Raw genomic sequence first — 21,735 nt, 5'->3', positions numbered from 1 at the left:
GCATGCACACAGTCACACCTGTTTCGAGGACCGCTCCATGAACACTCGCGTCGGCCCGTGGCACTTGATTGCATTACTTCCAGCACTACTCGCTCCGCTGGACTGGTCCCAGGCACAGGACAATCGCAGTGCCAGCCCTCAAGGCGTGCGTTATGACGGCGGCGACGAGATCCTGCTGCAAGGATTTCACTGGAATTCGAGCCGGTCCGGCACCTGGTATTCAAGCCTTGAAAAGGCGGCCAAGCAGATCGGTGCAGACGGTTTTACCGCAGTCTGGATGCCACCCCCCTGGCGCGACGAATCCCACTGGGGGGATCCGAACGGCGTATCCGGCGGCGGTGAAGGTTACTTCTGGCGTGACTTCGACAAAAACAGCCGCTACGGCAATGACGAACAACTCAAGCTGGCGGTAAAGGCATTGCACCAGGCGGGCGTCAAGGTGATCTACGACGTGGTGCCCAACCATAGTGCCGGCACATCGCCCGATCTGAAAACCGATCTGCGCAAAAACAACGGCCAGTTCTGGCGCAACGACTGCCCGGCCTGCGACGACGGCGAAGGCTTCATGCAGGGCGATGCCGACCTCAACACCGCCAACCCGGTGGTCTACGGCCTGTTTCGCCAGGAGTTCGAGAACCTGCGCGACCACTATGGCGCCGACGGGCTGCGTTTCGATTTCGTCAAAGGCTATGCCGCCGAACGCGTCGACAGCTGGATGCAAGGAATCCCCGGCCTTGATTTCTGTGTCGGCGAGCTCTGGAAGGCCCCCAACGAATACCCGCCCACCGATTGGCGCCACGACAAGGACTGGCAGGATGCACTCAAGGATTGGTCCAGCCGCGCCAACTGCAGCGTGTTCGACTTCGCCTTGAAAAACCGCATGCAAAGCGGCGACATCCGCCAGTGGCGCCATGGCCTCAATGGCAACCCCGAACCGCGCTGGCGCGAGGTGGCGGTGACCTTCGTCGACAACCATGACACCGGCTATTCGCCCGGCGCCAATAACGGGCAACACCACTGGGCCTTGCCTGAGGAACAACGCAACCTGGCTTATGCCTACATCCTCTCAAGCCCGGGAACCCCCACCGTGTATTGGCCGGACATGTACGTCTGGTCTCGGGGCGACCTGATTCGCCAATTGATCGGGTTACGTCGCGAGGCAGGCATCAAGGCCGACTCGCCGATCGAGTTCCTCGACAACTACAGTGGGCTGGTCGCCAGGACCACCGGCACCCAGGGCACAGTGCTCATGGCCCTGGACGCCGACCTGCAGTCCGCCCCGGCACAGTTCACCCAGGCACTGACCCACGATAACGGTCGGATCAGGCTGTGGCGCAGCGCAGAGGTGCAGCCCTCTGTGCCCGTGCTGTTCAGTTGCTACGAGGGCCACACCCAACCGGGTGAAAGTGTCTATGCCGTCGGCACCGGGGCGGAACTGGGCGAATGGAACCCGGCCCACGCCGTGCGCCTGGACGACACCAGCGAGTACCCGCTGTGGAAGGGCATGATCAGGGTGCCTGCACAGCCGGAGCTGCAATGGAAATGCATCGTACGCCGGGAAAGCGACGCGCAAAGTCCACCACTCAAGTGGCAGCCCGGCGCCAACAACACGGCGATGCCGACTGCGGGAGCGGCCACCTCCGGCCGGTTTTGAACAGCCCCGTAAGCCGTTAATTATTATTGACCCTTGCTCCCCCCCAACCTCTGCAGTCTCTTTTGCCTGCAGCCCGATCATTGCATTCAAGCAATGACAAGCTTCGCCCGCGCAATCTGAAGTCGTTTGACATATTAAACGGCTCTGGCAAGCTTAATACAGGTTTCGACCGGAAATACTGGCCCCAAGCGGCGTTCCGGCAGTGCTCGAAACCTCAGGTAGCGCAGGGTTCAAGTTGCGCACCTGCACAATAATGACAGGCCGCGCCTGTCCCAAGGTGACATATGCCCAACAGCAACATTGGCAATAAGAAACAAACACTTCGCAAACCCGTCGTCCTGATGACCATGGGCGCCCAGGAGCGCAAAGGTCACGATTATCAGGTCATGACCCACAAATACATCGTGCCGCTGGTTGAACATGCTGGTTGCGTACCGGTGCTAGTACCGACCTGCTGCGGCATCGAAGACCTGGAAACCTACCTGGACATGGCCGATGGCGTGTACCTGACCGGTGCCGGCAGCAACATCGACCCGGCCCTGTACGGCCAGGAAAACCAGACCCCGGGCAAGGGCCAGGACCGCGATCGCGACCTGTTCGACATGCCCCTGGTCAAAGCTGCCCTCGCCCGTGGCCTGCCGATCTTCGGCATCTGCCGCGGCATGCAGGAAATCAACGTGGCCCTGGGCGGTGACATCCACCAGAAGGTCTACGCCGAGCCTGGCTTCAACGATCACCGGGAAAACCCCGAGGATCCGGTAGACGTCCAGTACAGCGCCGTCCACGGCGTGCGTCTGGAGCAAGGCAGCTGGCTGCACACGTTGCTCAAGAGCGACGAGATCCGCGTCAACTCGCTGCACGGCCAGGGCTTGAACAAGCTGGGCAAGGGCATCGAGCCACTGGCCTGGGCCGAAGACGGCCTGGTTGAAGCGATCCACGCACCCAGCCTGTCGCCGTTCCTGTTTGCCGTGCAATGGCATCCGGAGTGGCAAGCAGCGAAGAACCCGGACTCGGTGAAAATGTTCGAAGCCTTCGGTGAGGCCTGCCGCAAGCAGGTAGCGAAGGCCCAGGGTGTAAAGACCTTTAGTTCGGCGGCGTAATGAATCGCGGGGCAAGCCCGCTCCTACCGGGCGTAGGAGCGGGCTTGCCCCGCGATGCGTTTAAACGCTTGTCGCGGGCCCTTGCAACCGCGGCGCCCAATCCTCCACCTCGGCCTTTTCCAGGCGACGCTCCAGTGTCCTGCGCCAGGATGGCGCCAGCGGCAACTCAAGACACTGGCGAATCACCTCGGCATTGACCTGCCGGTCGAACAACACCGCCGACAAGCGCGCCACCGACCACTGCGGCCAGGGCCGCGCAATCAGCTCGAAAGCCGACCCCGCCGCCACAACCCCCTCTTCCAGCACCCGGTAATACCAGCCGGTACGACCACTTTGCTGGACCCGCAGCGACATATCCTTCACGGCAAAACGATCATTGAGCTTCCAACACGGCTGACGCCCCTGGGACACCTCCAGCAATGCCGTGCCCGCACGAAAGCGGTCGCCCAGGCAGACCTCGGCCTCGGTCAGGCCATGGCTGCTGAAGTTCTCGCCAAAGGCCCCTGGCGCCTGCAACAGCGGATGCTCGCCCAGCTCGGCACGCCACTGCGCATAGTGCTCACGGGGGTAATGATGGATCGCCTTGTCCTTACCGCCATGCACCCGCAGGTCACCCTGCTCGTCACCGGCCAGGCCCAGTTCGGTCACGGCCAGCGCGCCACTGCGGGGCAGCTTGGCGATGGCACTGCAGGAACCTGGGCGGGTGTAGGGCACGGCCTTGCCGGTCAGGATGGTCTCAAGCTTCATCAGCACTCACTCCGTCAGTTCGGCGAGTTGGTGCTCGCGGCAGATCAGTTCACGCTCGGCTGGGGCCAGCGGCTCCTGGGTCAGTTCGCAAAAACCACCGGTGGCGGTCCTGCGGTGAAAGCGGCAGGTCTTGCACAAGCCGAAGCCCGGCACATCCTCGTGCTGCTGGATGGTGCGCAGCAGGTCAGCCAGCAGCGCCTCCAGGTCAGCGGCACGCTCACCCATGCGTGCGCTGGCGGTGGCGAGGAATTGCGGCGGCATGACCGCGCCAAGCAGCGCGCGCGCGGGCTCGGTCAGGTTCAAGTGCACGCTGCGTTTGTCGGCCTGGTCCTGGGTCTTGACGATCAGGCCCTTGGCCTCGAGGGCCTTGAGCGATTGCGACACCGTACCCTTGGTCAGCCCCAGGTACTCGGTGACCGCGAGGGGCGTATTGGAGTAACGGTTGCAGCGCGACAGGTAGAGCAAGGCGCTGAGCTGGATCGGCTGCAGGTCGGCCAGCAGCGGGTGCTGGCGAAACCAGACACGGGTCAGGCTCGACAGCCTTTCCAACAGGTCGAATAGCACGGCAGGCGGCCTCGGTTAATGATCTCGATAGATAGTATCGAATAAAAACCATATTGACAAAGCGCAGCATGGGTTTAGGCTGCTTGGTATCGAATCGAAACCATAAACCCACAAAGGAGTCACCCCATGAAACGCACCCTAGCCTTCACTCTCGGCCTACTCGCCACCCAGGCCTGGGCCCATGAAAGTCCAGGCATCGACAGCGCCAAGGGCAATGCCGAGGCCGCCTTCGACCTGGTCCAGACCCGGGTCTTCAAGCAAGGCGACAACCTGGTATTCGAGCAACTGGTCGACGGCAAGGCCGGCAGCCGCCTGCCCACCGCCAAGGGCGCCTTTGCCGGCGCCGAGGTGTACAGCTATGTCTGGCCCACCAGCCTTGACAGCAGTAGTGTCGGCTTCGAGGCCCAGGCCGGTATCCTGGCCCTGGCCCTGACCTCGCACCCGGACTTCGACGACACGCCGAAACTGGACGAAAACCGCGACGGCAAGAACGACAACGACGGCGGCCTGTGGCACTCGCACTGGGTGGTGCTGAGCAAGGACGCAAGCTGCGGCCCGAGCGGGCTGAAGGTGCGCGATATTCCCGAAGGGGTGAAACCGAAGCTGCCGGCCACCTGGCCCGGAGCACCGATCTACATCGACTCCCCCGGTTACGACCTGAGCCTGGACAACAATGCCGCACGGATCAGCGTTCCACTGGCCGCCGTGGGCTTCCCGCAGAGTTTCAACTACGACGGTGTGACCGCCGCGCTGAAGGTCAATGCCGACCTGCACAACCCGCTGCTGTGCGTGAGCAGCGTGTGGGATATCAGCTCCGGCGACCTGTCACTGCCAGGCACCTGGAAGCTCAAGGACAATTAAGCGCTACCGCGACCGGACAACCGCGCCAGGCTGTTGCTCAAGTGCAGCAGCATGGCGGCGCGCGCCGCATCCGGATCCTGGCGAGCGATCGCGGCGAGTATCGCTTCGTGCTCAAGGTTAGCCAGGTAGCCCAGTTGCGAGAAGTCGGTATCGCCCCGCTCATCGGCGTTGACCCGGGTGCGCGGGATCATCGAAGTACCCAGGTGCTGCATGATGTCGGTGTAGTAGCGGTTGCCGGTGGCTTCGGCGATCAACTGGTGGAAGCGCTTGTCCTGCTCGACGCAGCAATCGTTGTTCTCCAGCGACGCCTGGTAATCGTCCAGGGCCTTGCGCATCTGCCGCAACTGCTCGTCGCTGCGCCGTGCCGCAGCCAGGGCGGCGGCCTGAACCTCCAGGCCCATGCGCAATTCGAGAATGCCGCGCACGCTGGCGGCGGTATCGACATTCAGGCGCAGCCCCATCGAGGTCTCACGCGCCAACACGAAGGTACCGATGCCATGACGGGTTTCCACCAGCCCGGAGGCCTGCAACCTGGACAGCGCTTCGCGCACCACGGTGCGACTGACCCCATGCTCTCGCACGATGGTGGTTTCCGAAGGCAGCTTCTCCCCCGGCTTGAGTTGCCCCAACAGGATGCGCTGGCTCAACTGTTCGACCAGCTCGTGGGCCAGGCTGCCTGCCCGTCGCCGCGCAACACCGTTGCCTGAAGTGAGGTTGTCCATGAAGTACCTGTGCGAGGAAAATTGACGCCAGACCGAGCTTACCACCGCCCGGGGATCAGGTAGAGGCCAGACAACAATCAACTTGTATGACATCCATCAGATTCACGACCTCCAATGCTGCTGACAAATATGCCACACAGCGCCACACTTCCCCTATAAGCCCAATTTCATTGCACGCAAGCGATAAAAAATCGTGCAGAGCGATTGCGCAGTCGAAAAACCACTTGTACGATGTCTAGCAACATGATGCGCATCATGCCCGAAAAATCGCCACCAACAGACAACCCCGCATAACAACAACGAGTGGGAGATTGGCAACGTGACTACTCAACGCCCTGCATCGACGGCAGCCGAGCGCGACCCCACCCTGGCCAGCGCCGTGGCCAAGGTGAAGCGCCACATACTGCCGCTGTTCGTCATCATGTTCATCGTCAACTACATCGACCGGGTCAACATCGGCTTTGTCCGCACCCACCTGGAGCACGACCTGGGCATCGGCGCAGCCGCCTATGGCCTGGGCGCCGGCCTGTTCTTCATCGGCTATGCCCTGTTCGAAGTCCCTTCCAACATGCTCCTGCAGAAGGTCGGTGCACGGATCTGGCTGACCCGGATCATGTTCACCTGGGGCATCGTGGCGACACTGATGGCCTTCATCCAGAACGAAACCCACTTCTACATCCTGCGTTTCTTGCTGGGCATCGCCGAAGCCGGCTTCTTCCCAGGTGTCATCTACTACTTCACCCGCTGGCTGCCGGGTGTCGAACGCGGCAAGGCCATTGCCATCTTCCTCAGCGGCTCGGCGCTGGCCTCGCTGATTTCCGGCCCCTTGGCCGGGGCGCTGTTGCAGATCGAAGGCCTGGGCCTGCATGGTTGGCAGTGGATGTTCCTGATCGAAGGCCTGGCCTCGGTATTCCTGTGCTTCTTCGTCTGGTTCTGGCTCGACTCCAGGCCCCACGACGCCAAATGGCTCAGCCGCGAGGAGCAGGATGCCCTGGTCGACACCATCGACGCCGAGCAACGCGAGCGCGACGCCCAGACCCGGGTCAAACCGAGCATCGGCCAGTTGCTCAAGGACGGCCAGATCCTGCTGTTCTGCGTGCTGTACTTCTGCATCCAGCTGACCATCTACGCAGCGACCTTCTGGCTACCCAGCATCATCAAGAAAATGGGCGACATCAGTGACCTGCAGGTCGGTTTCTTCAACTCCATTCCCTGGCTGATCTCGATCCTGGCGATGTACGGCTTCGCGGCGCTGTCGGCTCGCTTTCGTGCCCAGCAGGCGTGGGTGGCCACTGCGCTGCTGATCGCTGCCGCCGGCATGTTCCTGTCCACCACCGGCGGGCCGATCTTCGCCTTCGTTGCCCTGTGCTTTGCCGCCATTGGTTTCAAGTCGGCCTCGGCGTTGTTCTGGCCGATCCCCCAGGCTTACCTGGATGCGCGCATCGCAGCGGCGGTCATCGCCCTGATCAACTCCATCGGCAATCTTGGCGGCTTCGTCGCCCCGACCACCTTCGGTTTTCTCGAACAGAGCACCGGCTCCATCCAGGGCGGCCTGTACGGCCTGGCCGGCACCTCGGCCATCGCCGCCGTGCTGGTGTTCTTCGCCCGTACCCGGCGGGCAACTCATGAACAACCGCTCGAGGCGAGTCCGGCACAGACCACCCTCGGCAAATCCCACTGATCCCTTTTGGCCCTTCCAGGACACGCCTGATGAACACACAACAACAGCAAACCCCGGTCATCACCAGCCTGCAGGTCATTCCGGTGGCCGGCCACGACAGCATGCTGCTCAACCTGAGCGGCGCCCACGGCCCCTTCTTCACCCGCAACATCGTGATTCTCAAGGACAACGCCGGCAACACCGGGGTCGGCGAAGTGCCCGGCGGCGAACGCATCCGCGAGACCCTGGAGGACGCCCGCAGCCTGGTCGTCGGCCAACCCATCGGCCAGTACCAACGCATCCTCAACCAGATGCGCCAGACCTTCGCCGCCCGCGACGCTGCCGGGCGCGGCCTGCAGACCTTCGACCTGCGCATCACCATTCATGCGGTCACCGCCGTGGAAGCGGCGCTGCTCGACCTGCTCGGCCAGCACCTGGAGGTGCCGGTGGCCGCCCTGCTTGGCGAAGGCCAGCAACGGGAGCGGGTCAAGATGCTCGGTTACCTGTTCTACATCGGCGATCGCCAGCAGACCGACCTGGCCTACCGCAACGAGGTCGATGCCGAAGACGACTGGTTGCGCCTGCGTCATGAAGCGGCAATGACCCCCGAAGCCGTGGTACGCCTGGCCGAGGCCGCCCAGGCCCGCTACGGTTTCAACGACTTCAAGCTCAAGGGTGGCGTACTGCGCGGCGAAGAGGAAATCCTCGCCGTCACTGCCCTGGCCGAGCGCTTCCCCGAGGCGCGCATCACCCTCGACCCGAACGGCGCCTGGTCCCTGAAGCAGGCCATCGCCCTGTGCCGCGACCAGCACAAGGTCCTGGCCTATGCCGAAGACCCCTGCGGTGCCGAGAACGGCTATTCCGGCCGCGAGGTGATGGCCGAGTTCCGCCGCGCCACCGGCCTGCCCACCGCCACCAACATGATCGCCACCGACTGGCGCGAGATGGGCCATGCGATCCAGATGCAGTCGGTGGACATCCCCCTGGCCGACCCGCACTTCTGGACCCTGCAAGGCTCGGTGCGGGTGGCACAGATGTGCCATGACTGGGGCCTGACCTGGGGTTCGCATTCGAACAACCATTTCGACATTTCCCTGGCCATGTTCACCCAGGTGGCCGCCGCCGCGCCGGGCGAGATCACCGCCATCGACACCCACTGGATCTGGCAGGACGGCCAGCAGCTGACCCACAACCCGTTGCAGATCGTCGACGGCCATGTCGAGGTGCCGAGCAAGCCGGGCCTGGGCGTGGACATCGACATGGACGCCGTGGGCCGCGCCCATGAGTTGTACAAGGGCATGGGCCTGGGTGCGCGAGATGACAGCGTGGCCATGCAGTACCTGATCCCGGGCTGGCGCTTCGACAACAAGCAACCCTGCCTGGTGCGCTGAGCACAAGGCGAGCCGCCCGACGACAGGCAGCGGCTCGCCTCTGGGCAAAAGCCGCCCGCCATCGCTATGCTTGGGGCATGAATGCAACCCTGCCGACCCGCTCCCCCTGCCCGCCCGGCGCCTGCAATTGCGGGCGCGAGACGTTGCAGGACCTGCGCATCCTGCTGCTGACCCGCCAGGAGGAAAAGCGCCTGCTCGAGCGCCTGGAAAACCTGCAGAGCCTGGCGGACCTGGAGCACATGCAGCGCAAGCTGTACGAGAACCTCGGCATTCGCCTGCAGATCAGCCCCAGCGACAATGAAGTGCGAACCATGCGTGGCTTCAACATCCAGATCGACGAACTGCCGGGCCTGTGTCGCAAGACCCGGCAGAACATCCCTGCCGCCATTCGCCGGGCCCTTGAGCGTCGACCGGAGATTGCCTGGCGCTTGCTCGATGCCCAGGACTTGCTGCGCGACGCCTGAGGATGTCCTTGATCTGTAGGCGCGGGCTTGCCCCGCGATCGCGGGCCGTGAGTCACATCGCATCGCGGGGCAAGCCCGCTCCTACCAAGCATCACGGATGCTTTGGGCGCAGGCTTGCTCCGCGCTATCCTGAGGGCCATGCCATTACCGAGCACACTGCCGATGCCTACCCTCAACCCCCGCGAGGTCTACCAGCAACTGCGCGACGCCGCCCTGGGACTGCGCCCGTTGCGCCGTCTCGGCGATGAGGTGGAAATCGAAGGTTGGCACCTGATCCTGGACTTCGACGGTACCCGTCTGCACCACTGCCTGTATTGCCGTAGCACCGATGGCCGTGAGGGGTCGCTGGATAGCTGGCCGCGCGATACCGATCCGGTGAGTTTGCTCAGCACCTGGGAACTGGCCCAGGTCGAACGCCTGCTGATGAAGGCCGATCGCTACGCAGGATAAGCCACCTCCTGCGACGACCGATCAGAACAACTGGCGTTTTAGCACCTCATCCAGGGTGCTTTGCGCCAGCAGGCTCGCCACTTTTCAGGGCTGAACGGAATTTTCTGTCGTTGATCCTGCTTTACACCTCAGGGCAGGACACCCAGCAGCCAGCCGGCGACGCCACAGCCGATGACCACCAGCCAGGGCGGCAACCTCCAGACCATCAGTGCCAACAAGGCGACGATCGCCAGCACAAAGTCCTGCAACTGGAGGATGGCGTTCCACGCCGCCTGATACAGCGCCGCGAGCAAAAGCCCCACCACCGACGCGTTGATACCGAGCATCGCCGCCTGCATGCGCAGGTTGCGCCGCCACTGCGCCCAGAACGGCAGCGCACCGAACACCAGCAGGAATGACGGCAGGAAAACAGCACCAAGGCACAGCACAGCGCCGTATACCCCTTGCATCGACGCCCCCAGAAACGCCGCAAAGGTGAACAAGGGCCCCGGCATCGCCTGGGCTGCGCCATAGCCGGCCAGGAAAGTCTCATTGCTGACCCAGCCAGGCGACACCACTTCAGCCTGCAACAACGGCAGCACCACATGTCCGCCGCCGAACACCAGCGAACCGCTGCGGTAGAAGGCCTCCAGCCTGCTCAGGGTCGGCTCCTGCCAGAGCCCGGCCAGCAGCGGCATGCCCAGTAGCAGGAGAAAAAACAGCGTGAGCCAACCCAGGCCTGCACGCCGGCTGACGGCGACCGGCAACGGCTCATGCGCCTGGCGCTGCGCCGGTTTGAACATCACCAGACCGGCAACGCCCGCCGCCGCAATCACGCCCACCTGCACCCAGGCCGAAGGCACCAGCAGCACCAGGACGGTGGCCAGGACCATCAGTGCGATGCGCGGTGCGTCCGGGCACAGGTTGCGCGCCATGCCCCAGACCGCCTGGGCCACGACCGCCACCGCCACGACCTTCAGGCCATGCAACACGCCGGCGGGCATGGCGTGACCAAGGCTCGCCAGCCCAAGGGCAAAGCCGGTCAGCAGCGCAGCCGACGGCAGGGTAAAGCCGAGCCACGCCGCCAGCGCGCCACGGTAGCCCGCCTGTGACAACCCCAGGGCAATGCCCACCTGGCTGCTGGCCGGCCCCGGCAGGAACTGGCAGAGCGCTAGCAGGTCGGCGTAGCTGCGCTCACCCAGCCAGCCACGGCGGGTGACGAACTCATCGCGAAAGTAACCCAGGTGGGCGATGGGGCCACCGAAGGAGGTCAGTCCCAGGCGCAGGAAGATGAGAAACACCTGCCATGGGCTGCAGGGATGAGTCGCGTGCATGTGCTGACTTCCAAAAGACGACTGAGCGCACAATAGCTCAATCAGCACGTCGTTGTAGCCTGCTGCGGGCACGCCCGCAGCAGCGGATCAGAACGTCTTGCTGGCACTGGCCACCACGGTGGCCGAACACAGATCGTCGTAGCCGTACCAGCTGAAGCATTCGCTTTTCGACAGGTCGGTGTCGACGTAGCTCAGCGCCCAGGTGACGCCGAAGAATTCGCGGGAAAGCTTCGCCTCCCACTCGTAGTAGGTCTCACGGCTGTCACCGCTGGTGGACCAGAACGCCGGATCCTTCACATCATTGCGCCCGGCGCGCAGCTCCAGGCCGACTTCGGCCGGCAAGGCCAGACGGTAACCGAGGTAGCTGTACAACGTGTCCTGATCCTCACCGAAGGCGTTGGGCGCATCGTTTGAGTAATAGGCGCCCAACATCAACCCGTAGACATCGAGGATGGCGTAGACCTCGCTCATGTTGAACTGACCTTCCTTGGGGTAGCTGTACTTGAGGTAGCCCAGGTCAAGACTGATGTTCTCGGTCGCTTGCCAGTAGTAGCCGGCGTAGTACTCGAGCTCCTGGCGGGTCTTGTAGTCGAACCCGTAATCGACATTCGAGGTCCAGGCCCCCAGGTACAGGCCGCTTGTGTGCATCAAGGTGGCGCCGGCCTGCAACGCCGGATCGCCGAGGGTCTGCGAGACCCCGCGACTGCGGTAGTCGCTGGCGCCAGCGAGGCTCAGTTCCAGGGTGAAATTGTCGCCCAGGGTCAGGGCCTGGCAATTCAAAGGTGCCAGCAGCAGGCCGGCGACCGTGCAAAGGACACGTGCGTTCATGGGTAACCCTTATTGTTATGGGAATGCGGGCAGGCGCTACCTGGCCCCTCGCCAGCGAGGAGCCGGTATTGGCAGGACAGGTATCAGGAGGCGGGGCCGTACACCTGCTTGCCGGCGAAGAAGGTCTTGAGCACCCGGGTATCGGACAGCTCTTGGTTACTGACCTTGAACACATCTCGATCAAGCACGATCAGGTCGGCCTGTTTCCCCGCTGCCAGTGAGCCGATCTGCCGCTCCAGGCGCAGGGTCTTGGCGGCGTTGAGGGTGTAGGCCAGGAACATGCTCTGGCGATCGACACTTTCCTTGGCATTCAACACCCCCAATGGTCCTTTGCGGGTGATGGCCTGGGCGATGGCGTTCCAGGGGTTGGGGCTGGACACCGGCCAGTCGCTGGCACCGGCGATCAGCGCACCGGCCTGCTGCAGTGACCGGGCCGGGTACTGGTAGCGGTAGGCCTCGGGGCTGATGTAAGGCTTGACCAGCTCGACGGTGTAGCTCTCCCCGGTCGCCCAGAGCAATTGCATCGAGGCCATCACGCCCAGTTGCTTGAAGCGGGGGAAGTCCTTGGGATCGACCAGTTGCAGGTGACTGATGCTGTGTGCCCGGGCCTTGCTGTCGAGCGAGCGGGCGTAGGCCACGCCATTGAGCGACTCGCGCACCGCGCGGTCGCCCACCGCATGCATGTGCACGATCCAGTCACGCTGCTCCGCCGCCGCCACCAGTTCGCCGAAATGCTCGGGCTCGATCAGCAACTGACCGACTTTGCCGCTGTTCTTGTACGGCGTGAGCATGGCTGCGGTCTGCCCGGGGTACTCCAGCACGCCATCGACAAACACCTTGATACCCGGAAAACTCAGGTTCGGCACGCCGTCGAACTGCTTGGCCACCTGTGCCAACACCTCCAGGTCCGCCGGCCGGCTCTTGGGGTTGGCGATCATCAAGGCCGCCACGTGGGCGGTCAGTTCGCCCTGCTCGGCCAGGGTGCGGTACAACGGCAGCACACCGACACTCCTGGCGGTGGGTTTGAAATCGAACAGCGAGTCGCCACTGCCGGCGTTCGACGCCGCATCCATCCAGGCGGTAACGCCGTACTGGTTGTTGATCCTCACCGCTTCGCGTGCGGCCTTGAGCATGACCGCTTCGCCGGCGGGCGGAATCTGGCTGCGTACCTGGTCCCAGCGCGACTCGGAAAAAAAGCCGTTGGGGGTGAAGTCCGGGTCGTGGCCGACGTAACTGCGGTCGCGTTCCGACAGCCCCCTGACCTGCGCCGCATCGATGTTCAGGCGCTTGAGCATGGCCTTGTTGGCCCAGCCGGTGTGGCCGTCGATGCCACTCAGTACCAACGGCTGGTCCGCCCAGCGCCCCTGGTTGAACACCTGGCCCAACTCGCGGCTTTTCTCCCAGTAGGCCGAGCTCACCCCGGTGATGTTGATCACATCGGCGGCACGGCCCCGTCCCTGCTCGACTTCGGCAGCAATCCATCGCTCCAGTTCCGGCATGGACTTGACCTCGTCCTGCAGGTTGGCCCCCAGGCTATCGAAGGCGGCCGTCACCGGGTGGCTGTGGGTGTCGATCATGCCGGGCATCAATACCTTGCCCCCCAGGTCGATGCGCTGGGTGCTGGCATCGGCCAGGGCATTGATCTGGGCGTCGCTGCCCACTTGCAGGATCTTGCCGTCCTTGACCGCCACCGCTTGCATCAGCCCCTGGCCGGGCTCGGCCGTGAACACTTTGCCGTTGACCAGCACCAGGTCGGCGGCGGCCAGTGCCGGCAGTGAGGAACAGGCCAGCGCGGCGGCCAGCAGATTGGGAATCAGTCGTTGCATCGAAGCGCTCTCTTGTTGTTATCGGGCTGACCACACCCTAGCGCGCATGACACTTCGATGGACCTCCGCAAATGAGGAGGGTCAGGTGGTTTTTTCCGCGCCAGGCGCCCCCGTGCGTAAGGCGCAGCCAAGCTCCACCTTGCTCTTGACCCCCAGCTGCGCATAGCAATTGCGCAGGTAGGTGCGCACCGTAGCCGGGCTCAACGACAGGATCCGGGCAATTTCCTTGTAGGAGTGACCGGCGGCGAACAGCATCGCGGCAGTGCGTTCACGGGGGGCCAGGACCACGCCTGGCGGTGGCGCTTCCAGGGACAGGATCACATGCTCGGCGTTGGGGCTTAGGGTCAGCGCACAGCGCCCCAGGCGCATCACGCACGGGACCCTGGACAACTGCGCGGTCACCTGCGGTGGCAGAAGCGAGCCGTTCCAGCCCGGCACTTCGCGCTCGATGGCCGCGCACAGGCGCGCCCCCACGTACAGGAGGCTGCCGTCCAGGCGCGCCACGCCAAAATCAGCGGCCGCGTTGCCGGTATCGACCCGGATCATGTCCTGGACCTGAAAGCGCCACAGTTGCAGCAAGTGGGCACAGAAGGCCGCGAACAGGCCGTCCTCGCTGGCATCGAATGCCACATCGTTCACGCCCCGGTACAGGCACACAAAGAAGTTCAGGCCACTCTCGGGCAGCTCGAAAGTGATGCACATCAAATGGTAGAGGTCGTAGCGACGGGCAAAGTCATTGACCGCCTCGACAGGATCGGTGAACTCGCTGTCGCGTATCACCTGCCCCGGCCTTGCCAGTGTGTCGTGGGCAAAGCTGTCGATGCCCGCAACCTGCGGCCATTCGCTGGCGAAGGAAGCCGGCAGGTCGATGCGCCCATGCATCCAGTTGCGCGGCGCTACGCGTGCAGCCCCCGCGGACATCTCGCCCCACCAGGCCGAGGCAAACGGCACCAATTGGCGAAAGGCGCGCAGGCCGTCGGCGATAAAATGCGAGCCACCCTCTTGCCGGGCCAGGCTGGCCAGTTGAAGGACGCAGCGATTGAACGCTTCGAGCGTTGCCATCGACACCTGCGTGCTGCCTGCTTCGACCGCCATCATCACTGCTGCCCTGCCCCTGCTGACCTGGGCCCGGACGATGCCACAGCGGCGCAACAGCGTCCATGGCCAGGGGGCGCTGTGCGTCATTTTCAACCACACTGCAGTATCAGACGAGGGCCCAGCCGCGATGCCAGACAACCTGTTCAACCCGCTCCCCGATGCCTTGGTACAGGAACAGTTCGATCCGCTCCTGGCGCGCCCGGGACTGCGTATCGAACGCATCGTCTCCTTTGGCCAGGCCAGCCCGCCAGGCTTCTGGTATGACCAGCCACAGGGCGAATGGGTGCTGGTGCTCAGTGGATCGGCCGGCCTGCGCCTGGAACACGAGGCCCACGAGCGGGTGCTGGGGCCCGGTGATCATGTCGAGATTCCCGCCCACTGCCGGCATCGGGTGCAATGGACCGACAGCCAGCAGGCGACGGTCTGGCTGGCGGTGCATTTCGGTACAGCCGACGACTTCCCGTAGCCGCTGCCGAGGAACGAGGCTGCGATCGACTGCGCAGCAGGCGCAAGCCGATCACCTCGTTGTACCTGGCAGACTGAAGTCGCCAGGTTTTACGGTCGCTTCGCGACCGATCGCAGCCTGGCGGCAGCGGCTACACCATCAGGCAATCAAGACAGTTGTTCCCGCCGGCGATCGCAAGCCCCATACCCTCCAATGGCGCCCCTATCGCACAGCGTTCAGCATGCCGCGCTCGACGATGAAGTCGATCACCCGCTGCAGCCCCTGGCCGGTCTTGAGGTTGGTGAAGGTCCAGGGGCGCTCGGGGCGCATGCGCCGGGTGTCGCTCTCCATCACCTGGAGCGAGGCGCCGACATAGGGCGCCAGGTCGATCTTGTTGATCACCAGGAAGTCCGACTTGGTGATCCCCGGCCCGCCCTTGCGCGGGATTTTCTCGCCTTCGGCCACGTCGATGACGTAGACGGTCAGGTCCGCCAGTTCCGGACTGAAGGTGGCGCTGAGGTTGTCGCCGCCGCTCTCGACGAAAATCACTTCCAGGTTACCGAACTTGCGCGCCAGCGCCTCCACCGCCGCCAGGTTCATTGAGGCGTCTTCGCGAATGGCGGTGTGCGGGCAACCGCCGGTTTCCACGCCGACGATGCGTTCGGGCTCCAGTGCGCCGGCCTCGGTAAGGATGCGCTGGTCTTCCTTGGTGTAGATGTCGTTGGTGACCACGGCAATCTGATAATGATCGCGCATGGCCTTGCACAGGGCTTCGAGCAGCGCGGTCTTGCCGGAGCCGACCGGGCCGCCGACACCGACACGCAGGGGTTGCTGGTAGCTTTGCATGGGACTTTCCTCAGGATCGGAACAATCGGGTGTATTGGGTTTCGTGGCGGGCCGAGGCGATCGCCAGCAGTGGCAGGCTTGCGCCGAGCTGGTCGTCGGCCAGGGCCAGGGCCGTTTCAAGTACCGCCGGGAGTGCTTCGCCGAGGTCGTGCAGCAGGGTCTGGGCTGCCTGCTGGCCGAACGGCACCAGCTTGACCCCGGCCATCACCGCACCTTCCAGCCAGGCGAAGCCGTGGCCCAGGGCCAGGTCGCGCAAAGGGATCTCCCAGTGCGCCCCCAGCCAGGCCATACCACCCAGCTGGCTCAATTCCAGCGAACTGCGCCACTCGGGTGCCTGGCACAGTTGCCAGCCATCGAGCAACCGGGCCAGGGCCATCCCGCGCTGGCGTTCTTCCAGGCGCAGTTCGGCGGTTTCGCGGTTGGCCAGCAGGAACCGACTCCAGTGCGCGAACGCCTCGGCATCCTGGTCCAGGCAGGCCTGGTACAACCGCGCCAGCAATGGCCAGTCCAGAAACCCAAGGCTGTCGTGCACCTGCTGGCGCTGCCAGGCGCGAAAGCCATCGACGCCTTTGACCCAGCCCGACTCCACCGCCCACTCCAGCCCCTGCGAGTAGGTGAAGCCACCCACCGGAAGGTTCGGGCTGGCCAGCTGCAGCAGGCGTAGCAGCTTCAGTTCACGGCTCATCAACCGGCCAGGACCACTGCGGCGCCGGCCAGCAGGCCGCCGCCAAAGGCTTTTTGCAGACCGCTATGACGGCGTAGCAGGCCGCCAACGGCAAAGCCTGCCACCAGCAACAGACCGCTGACGCTGACAAAGCCCGCACTGAACACCCAGAACGCCCCCGGGCTGGCCTCGACGCCATGGGCCCAGCCATGGAACAGGGCGAACAGCGGCATGGCCAGGGCCAATACCAACTGCCGGCGCTTGAACAGCAATGCAGCGCCCGCCACCAGCAACGAGCCGATGATCATCGGCTCCATGCCCGGTACAGCGCCGAACAGGTGACCCAGCAAGGCACCGCCGAACATGGCGCACAAGGTCAACAGCGGCAAGGCCAAGGTGCGACCGGTCAGGGCGGCGAGCACGCCGGTGCCCAGCAGCATCAGCAAATGATCAAGGCCCGTCAGCGGGTGCAGCAGGCCATCCTGCAGGGGGGTGGCGTCGTGCCCGGGGTGGGCGAAAGCCGGTGCGGCCACCAGCAGAAGGGCCAGAACGAGGGTATTTCTCATGAAGCTATCTCCTTGACAGAATCAGTGCTGGGCAACACGAACAAAGGGGTGATCGGAAAACGCGTGGCTGTGGGGGGCGCTCTGGTAGGCACCTGCCTCAGGCTCGAACGGCGCCTGCTCCTGCGTCACCTGCAGGCCCAGGCCGCGGACCATGTCATCGAGCACATGATCGTGCTGGTAACGCACCAGGCCCGGCTCGATCTGCAGGGGCACATGGCGATTGCCCAGGTGGTAGCTGGCACGGGCCAACAGCAAGGGATCGGTGCAGTGAACGGTGGACACCTGCTCGGCCGCTGCCAGTACGCGGATCACTTCACCGCCCCGCTCGTCAGCGAGCAGTTCGCCACCGCGCAACAACTGGCCGCGCTCAAGCATCAGGCCGGCCTCGCGACCATCATCGAGGGTGACGCGCACACGGCTCTTGATCCGCGTGTCCACGTTCAGGGTGACGGTGCCACTGATGCGTTCGGCCTCGCTCAGCCGACGGGTCAACAGAATCATGCTCGCTCCTTCAGAACAGAAAATAACGTTGCGCCATCGGCAACACGGTGGCGGGTTCGCACACCAGCAGTTCGCCGTCGGCGCGTACCTCGTAGGTCTGCGAATCGACCTCGATCAACGGCAGCAGGCCGTTGTGGACCATGTCGCCCTTGCGCACTTGCCGACAGCCCCTGGCAACGCCAATCAGGCTGCGCAGGCCCAGTTGCTGGTGCACGCCGCCCGCCAGCGCCGACTGCGACACAAAGGTCATGCGCGTGGCGTGGCGCGCCGCGCCGAGGGCGCCGAACATCGGTCGGTAATGCACCGGCTGCGGGGTCGGGATCGAACCGTTGATATCCCCCATGGGCGCCATGGCAATCATTCCGCCCTTGATCACCAGGGCCGGTTTGACACCGAAGAAGGCCGGCGACCAGAGCACCAGGTCGGCCAGCTTGCCCGCCTCCAGGGAGCCCACTTCATGGGCGATGCCGTGGGTCAGCGCCGGGTTGATGGTGTACTTGGCGATGTAGCGTTTGACCCGGAAGTTGTCGCTGTAGCTGCTGTCCGGCGCCAGTGGGCCACGCCGGCGCTTCATCTGGTCGGCCACCTGCCAGGTGCGCAGCACCACCTCGCCGACCCGGCCCATGGCCTGGGAGTCGGATGAGGTCATCGAGAACGCGCCCAGGTCATGGAGGATGTCTTCGGCAGCGATGGTCTCGCGGCGGATGCGCGACTCGGCGAAGGCCACGTCCTCGGCGATGCTCGGGTCCAGGTGATGGCAGACCATGAGCATGTCCAGGTGCTCGTCGACGGTATTGACCGTGTAGGGCAAGGTCGGGTTGGTCGAGGATGGCAGCACGTTGGCGAAGGCCGCGGCGCGGATGATGTCCGGCGCGTGCCCGCCGCCCGCCCCTTCGGTGTGGAAGGTGTGGATGGTGCGATCGCCGATAGCCGCCAGGGTGTCTTCGACGCAGCCGGATTCGTTGAGGGTGTCGGTGTGGATGGCCACCTGCACATCCAGTTCGTCGGCCACGCTCAGGCAGCAGTCGATGGCAGCCGGGGTCGAGCCCCAGTCCTCGTGCAGCTTGAGCCCCACGGCGCCCGCATGGATTTGCTCGCGCAAGGCGTCGGGCTGCGAGGCATTGCCCTTGCCGAGCAGGCCGATATTGATCGGCAGCTCGTCGGCGGCCTGGAGCATGCGCGCCAGGTACCAGGGCCCGGAGGTGCAGGTGGTGGCGTTGGTGCCGGTGGCAGGCCCGGTGCCGCCACCGATGAAGGTGGTGATGCCCGAGGTCAGCGCCTCCTCCACCTGCTGCGGGCAGATGAAGTGAATGTGCGAGTCGATGCCGCCGGCGGTGACGATCTTGCCTTCGGCGGCGATCACTTCGGTGCCGGCGCCGATGGGCAGGGTCACCCCGGGCTGCACATCCGGGTTGCCGGCCTTGCCGATGCCGAAGATGCGCCCGTTCTTCACGCCGATATCGGCCTTGACGATGCCCCAGTGATCGATGACCAGGGCATTGGTCAGCACCAGGTCCATGGCCTGGGCCGCCAGCATCTGGCCCTGGCCCATGCCGTCGCGGATCACCTTGCCGCCGCCGAACTTGACCTCTTCGCCGTAGAGCGTGAAGTCCTTCTCCACTTCCACCCAGAGTTCGGTATCGGCCAGGCGCACCCGGTCTCCCACCGTGGGGCCGAACATGTCGGCGTAGGCCCGCCTCGAAATCCGGCTCATGCCTGCGCCTCCAGCTTGCCCATCACCTTGCCCTGGAAGCCATGGACCTCACGTTTGCCGGCATAGGCCACCAGGTTCACGCTGCGCGCCTGGCCGGGCTCGAAGCGCACCGCCGTGCCGGCGGCGATATCCAGGCGATAGCCGCGGGTGATTTGGCGCTCGAACACCAGGCAGTCGTTCACCTCATAGAAGTGATAATGCGAGCCGACCTGCACCGGGCGGTCGCCGTGATTGGCCACGGTGACGCTCAGGGTCGGGCGACCGACATTGAGTTCGATGTCGCCGTCGGCGACCTGTACTTCTCCGGGAATCATCCTGCGCTCCTAGACAATCGGCTCATGCACGGTCACAAGCTTCGTGCCGTCGGGAAAGGTGGCTTCCACCTGCACGTCGGTGATCATGTCGCCCACACCGTCCATCACCTGGTCGCGACTGAGCACCTCGCGGCCCAGGTTCATCAGTTCGGCGACGGTACGCCCGTCACGGGCGCCCTCCATCACCGTGGCGCTGATCAGCGCCACGGCTTCCGGGTAGTTGAGCTTCAGGCCGCGTGCCAGCCGGCGCTCGGCGAGCAGCGCGGCGGTGAACAACAGCAGTTTGTCTTTCTCTCTCGGGGTCAGCTCCATGGTGTTCTCTCAGGTGGCCCAGATCCGCGGCGGGCATGGCGCCAGGCCGACCACGGCCGGTCGCAGGGCATGCCAGAGCCGCTGCAGGGTGAGTTGCAGGCGTTGGTTATCGTGATCCAGCAGGCGCACCACCAGCAGTTGACCGAGCAGGGTCGCGCCGCTGGGTACGCGCAGTTCGTCGATCAGTGCACGGGCCTGTTCGAGCAAGGATTCGTCGGCCGGATAGGCGCAGAACGTCGCCTGCAACGGGTAGCCGGCGAGCTTGTCCAGTTGCCCGCCATCGATGCGCAGGCGTTCGTGCAGGCCGGGATCATCGGCCAGGTCGATGTGCAGGCGGCTGTCCACGGCACCATGACTGAACGCTTCGTTCATCACCGGGCGCCCCAGGCACAACGTCTCCCACGCCAGCAAACGAGCGCCGGGGGCGAGGCTGAAGCGGTTGTGAAGGCGCACGCGGGCGCCAGGAAAGCAGATGCTGCCCTGGGGCAGCCACTCCAGCACGCTGCCGGGCGCCAGGTGGAAATGCTGGCCGAGGGTCGAGGTGTCGCCACCGCTGCGGTAGAACTTGGTGGCCCCGGGCATGGTCAGCAGCGCATGGCTGCCGGGCTCCAGGTGTACATCGAGCACCAGCTTGTCGCCCCCGACCACCCCACCGGGCGGGTGCAGCACATAAACGTGGCAAGGCCCGCCCTCCGGGTAGAACGGCCGCTGCACCAAAAGAGGACCGAAATGCCGCCGCGCACCAATACAGGTCTTCGCCCCGCGACGAACAAAGCGCAGCATCAATTCGGCACTCCAGCCAGAATCGCCGGCCATGAGGTCGAGTGGTTGGGCAAGCGTCATGCATCTGATCCCTGTAAATACGGAGTCCGACGTATTTGAAGGATTGGTCTTACTCAAGTATTCGAATTAAGAACTTGAAGGTTTGACCAATCGATCAGCAATCGATGCAGGAGGCAAAGCACATAGCGGGCCAGAATGGCGCGCAGCAGGAAATGGCCAAACGGATGCGTTGCACCGGGTTAGCGCTGTTGCAGCGGGATGTGTTTAATCCGTTGCGCCAGAAACGGCCGACATCAGCCTTCGCGCAAGCGCTTGCGATGCTCGGCGACCTTATGCCGGTTGCCGCACAGGGCCATGCTGCACCAGCGGCGGCGATGGGACTTGGTGCGGTCGTAGAACCAGAGAATGCACTCACTGTGTTCACACTGCCTGACCAGGGTGAAGTCGCCGGTGGCGATCAGTTCACCGGCCTGCTCCGCCAGCGGCGCCAGCAACTGCTCGGCCGAGCGGTGTTCGGCGACCCGCTGCAAGCGGGGGCCGTCGTGCCTGCTCCAGACCAGTTGGGCGTGGCTGGCCGCCTGCTGCAGGAAGCCATTGAGCACGACCGGATCGCCCCAGCCGCCGGCCTTGCGCTGCTCGACCAGCACACGCACCGCCTCGCGCAGGCGCCGGGCCGTTTCCAGCAACACGCCCCTGGCAAGGCGTGGCGCCGACCCCTCATGCAGACCCAGGCGTTGCAGCCAGGCCAACACATCGGCATCGCTGCGCCAGAAGTCGGTGACCTGGCCTTCGACGATGGCCTGGGTGTTGAGCATGTCGAGCACCGGGTGATCAGCCAGTACAAAGGGTTCGCTGAGGTTGTCGGTCATGGTCGGTGCCGCCTGGTGGGATAGATCCATGGTAACCCTTCTG

At 64.4% G+C, this 21,735-nt stretch carries 24 protein-coding genes; 8 read left to right on the top strand and 16 right to left on the bottom strand.

Going from position 1 to position 21,735, the window contains the following annotated elements; translation table 11 throughout:
* Positions 1 to 37: 37 nt before the first annotated feature.
* On the top strand, positions 38 to 1,654 hold the full coding sequence (locus ACIQUS_RS12090; RefSeq protein ID WP_403047217.1) for a glucan 1,4-alpha-maltotetraohydrolase domain-containing protein: 1,617 nt from the start codon (positions 38 to 40) through the stop codon (positions 1,652 to 1,654).
* Between the two features lie 284 nt (positions 1,655 to 1,938).
* The gene (locus ACIQUS_RS12085) at positions 1,939 to 2,754 is read left to right on the top strand and encodes a gamma-glutamyl-gamma-aminobutyrate hydrolase family protein (protein WP_403047214.1); all 816 of its coding nucleotides are present in this window, start codon (positions 1,939 to 1,941) and stop codon (positions 2,752 to 2,754) included.
* A gap of 60 nt (positions 2,755 to 2,814) precedes the next feature.
* On the opposite strand, the gene ACIQUS_RS12080 is transcribed toward ACIQUS_RS12085, so the two are convergent.
* Both ACIQUS_RS12080 and ACIQUS_RS12075 read right to left on the bottom strand, forming a co-directional pair.
* Complete coding sequence (locus ACIQUS_RS12080) at positions 2,815 to 3,501, bottom strand: MOSC domain-containing protein (protein WP_403047212.1); 687 nt, start codon at positions 3,499 to 3,501, stop codon at positions 2,815 to 2,817.
* 6 nt (positions 3,502 to 3,507) lie between these two features.
* Positions 3,508 to 4,065 (bottom strand): MarR family winged helix-turn-helix transcriptional regulator, encoded by a 558-nt coding sequence (locus ACIQUS_RS12075; protein ID WP_403047209.1) that lies wholly within the window; start codon positions 4,063 to 4,065, stop codon positions 3,508 to 3,510.
* A 126-nt stretch (positions 4,066 to 4,191) separates the two neighbouring features.
* On the opposite strand from ACIQUS_RS12075, the gene ACIQUS_RS12070 reads away from it, so the two are divergent.
* Positions 4,192 to 4,926 carry a hypothetical protein gene (locus ACIQUS_RS12070; RefSeq protein WP_403047206.1) on the top strand — a complete coding sequence of 245 codons (735 nt, stop codon included), beginning with the start codon at positions 4,192 to 4,194 and terminating at the stop codon, positions 4,924 to 4,926.
* Here ACIQUS_RS12070 and ACIQUS_RS12065 read toward each other — a convergent pair.
* Positions 4,923 to 5,648 (bottom strand): FadR/GntR family transcriptional regulator, encoded by a 726-nt coding sequence (locus ACIQUS_RS12065; protein WP_403047203.1) that lies wholly within the window; start codon positions 5,646 to 5,648, stop codon positions 4,923 to 4,925. The genes ACIQUS_RS12070 and ACIQUS_RS12065 overlap by 4 nt on opposite strands.
* A gap of 319 nt (positions 5,649 to 5,967) precedes the next feature.
* Between ACIQUS_RS12065 and ACIQUS_RS12060 the strand changes: the two genes are divergently transcribed.
* The 4 genes from ACIQUS_RS12060 (at position 5,968) to ACIQUS_RS12045 (ending at position 9,613) form a co-directional block, all read left to right on the top strand.
* A complete protein-coding gene (locus ACIQUS_RS12060) occupies positions 5,968 to 7,329 on the top strand; it encodes an MFS transporter (protein WP_403047201.1) in 1,362 nt (453 codons plus the stop codon).
* A 29-nt stretch (positions 7,330 to 7,358) separates the two neighbouring features.
* Positions 7,359 to 8,699: a glucarate dehydratase gene (gene gudD, locus ACIQUS_RS12055; RefSeq protein WP_403047199.1), complete on the top strand. Its 1,341-nt coding sequence runs from the start codon at positions 7,359 to 7,361 to the stop codon at positions 8,697 to 8,699.
* A 77-nt stretch (positions 8,700 to 8,776) separates the two neighbouring features.
* Positions 8,777 to 9,163 carry a hypothetical protein gene (locus tag ACIQUS_RS12050; RefSeq protein WP_403047196.1) on the top strand — a complete coding sequence of 129 codons (387 nt, stop codon included), beginning with the start codon at positions 8,777 to 8,779 and terminating at the stop codon, positions 9,161 to 9,163.
* A gap of 162 nt (positions 9,164 to 9,325) precedes the next feature.
* Complete coding sequence (locus tag ACIQUS_RS12045) at positions 9,326 to 9,613, top strand: hypothetical protein (protein ID WP_403047194.1); 288 nt, start codon at positions 9,326 to 9,328, stop codon at positions 9,611 to 9,613.
* Between the two features lie 128 nt (positions 9,614 to 9,741).
* On the opposite strand, the gene chrA is transcribed toward ACIQUS_RS12045, so the two are convergent.
* From chrA to ACIQUS_RS12025, 4 genes are all read right to left on the bottom strand, one after another.
* Positions 9,742 to 10,926, bottom strand: coding sequence for a chromate efflux transporter (chrA, locus tag ACIQUS_RS12040; RefSeq protein ID WP_403047191.1), 1,185 nt, complete (start codon positions 10,924 to 10,926; stop codon positions 9,742 to 9,744).
* Between the two features lie 87 nt (positions 10,927 to 11,013).
* Positions 11,014 to 11,754: a TorF family putative porin gene (locus tag ACIQUS_RS12035; RefSeq protein WP_403047188.1), complete on the bottom strand. Its 741-nt coding sequence runs from the start codon at positions 11,752 to 11,754 to the stop codon at positions 11,014 to 11,016.
* 83 nt (positions 11,755 to 11,837) lie between these two features.
* Positions 11,838 to 13,580, bottom strand: a complete 1,743-nt coding sequence (locus tag ACIQUS_RS12030) for an amidohydrolase (RefSeq protein WP_403047185.1) — start codon at positions 13,578 to 13,580, stop codon at positions 11,838 to 11,840.
* 81 nt (positions 13,581 to 13,661) lie between these two features.
* Entirely contained in the window at positions 13,662 to 14,642 is a 981-nt protein-coding gene (locus tag ACIQUS_RS12025; protein WP_403047183.1) for a response regulator transcription factor, read from the bottom strand.
* A 163-nt stretch (positions 14,643 to 14,805) separates the two neighbouring features.
* Here ACIQUS_RS12025 and ACIQUS_RS12020 point away from each other — a divergent pair, with 163 nt between their 5' ends.
* Positions 14,806 to 15,144: a cupin domain-containing protein gene (locus ACIQUS_RS12020; protein WP_403047424.1), complete on the top strand. Its 339-nt coding sequence runs from the start codon at positions 14,806 to 14,808 to the stop codon at positions 15,142 to 15,144.
* Positions 15,145 to 15,345: 201 nt separating this feature from the next.
* Here the strand turns inward: ACIQUS_RS12020 and ureG are convergent, their stop codons facing one another.
* The 9 genes from ureG to ACIQUS_RS11975 all read right to left on the bottom strand — a co-directional run bounded on the left by ureG (position 15,346) and on the right by ACIQUS_RS11975 (position 21,722).
* A complete protein-coding gene (gene ureG / locus ACIQUS_RS12015; protein ID WP_403047181.1) occupies positions 15,346 to 15,969 on the bottom strand; it encodes an urease accessory protein UreG in 624 nt (207 codons plus the stop codon).
* 10 nt (positions 15,970 to 15,979) lie between these two features.
* A complete protein-coding gene (locus ACIQUS_RS12010; RefSeq protein ID WP_403047178.1) occupies positions 15,980 to 16,654 on the bottom strand; it encodes an urease accessory protein UreF in 675 nt (224 codons plus the stop codon).
* On the bottom strand, positions 16,654 to 17,199 hold the full coding sequence (locus tag ACIQUS_RS12005; RefSeq protein ID WP_403047175.1) for a HupE/UreJ family protein: 546 nt from the start codon (positions 17,197 to 17,199) through the stop codon (positions 16,654 to 16,656). The genes ACIQUS_RS12010 and ACIQUS_RS12005 overlap by 1 nt, the downstream gene beginning before the upstream one ends.
* A 21-nt stretch (positions 17,200 to 17,220) precedes the next feature.
* Positions 17,221 to 17,700, bottom strand: a complete 480-nt coding sequence (ureE, locus tag ACIQUS_RS12000; RefSeq protein WP_403047172.1) for an urease accessory protein UreE — start codon at positions 17,698 to 17,700, stop codon at positions 17,221 to 17,223.
* A gap of 10 nt (positions 17,701 to 17,710) precedes the next feature.
* Entirely contained in the window at positions 17,711 to 19,414 is a 1,704-nt protein-coding gene (ureC, locus tag ACIQUS_RS11995; protein ID WP_403047169.1) for an urease subunit alpha, read from the bottom strand.
* Complete coding sequence (locus tag ACIQUS_RS11990; protein ID WP_403047166.1) at positions 19,411 to 19,728, bottom strand: urease subunit beta; 318 nt, start codon at positions 19,726 to 19,728, stop codon at positions 19,411 to 19,413. The genes ureC and ACIQUS_RS11990 overlap by 4 nt, the downstream gene beginning before the upstream one ends.
* Before the next feature lie 9 nt (positions 19,729 to 19,737).
* The gene (locus tag ACIQUS_RS11985; protein ID WP_403047164.1) at positions 19,738 to 20,040 is read right to left on the bottom strand and encodes an urease subunit gamma; all 303 of its coding nucleotides are present in this window, start codon (positions 20,038 to 20,040) and stop codon (positions 19,738 to 19,740) included.
* Positions 20,041 to 20,049: 9 nt separating this feature from the next.
* Positions 20,050 to 20,883, bottom strand: a complete 834-nt coding sequence (locus ACIQUS_RS11980) for an urease accessory protein UreD (RefSeq protein ID WP_403047162.1) — start codon at positions 20,881 to 20,883, stop codon at positions 20,050 to 20,052.
* 233 nt (positions 20,884 to 21,116) lie between these two features.
* Positions 21,117 to 21,722: a CGNR zinc finger domain-containing protein gene (locus ACIQUS_RS11975; RefSeq protein ID WP_403047160.1), complete on the bottom strand. Its 606-nt coding sequence runs from the start codon at positions 21,720 to 21,722 to the stop codon at positions 21,117 to 21,119.
* Between the last annotated feature and the right edge of the window lie 13 nt (positions 21,723 to 21,735).

This window comes from Pseudomonas sp. NPDC090755 (assembly GCF_044769005.1).
Taxonomy (GTDB): Bacteria; Pseudomonadota; Gammaproteobacteria; order Pseudomonadales; family Pseudomonadaceae; genus Aquipseudomonas.
Note: the sequence above shows the minus strand (reverse complement) of the source record. Positions and strands in the feature narration are given on the sequence as shown.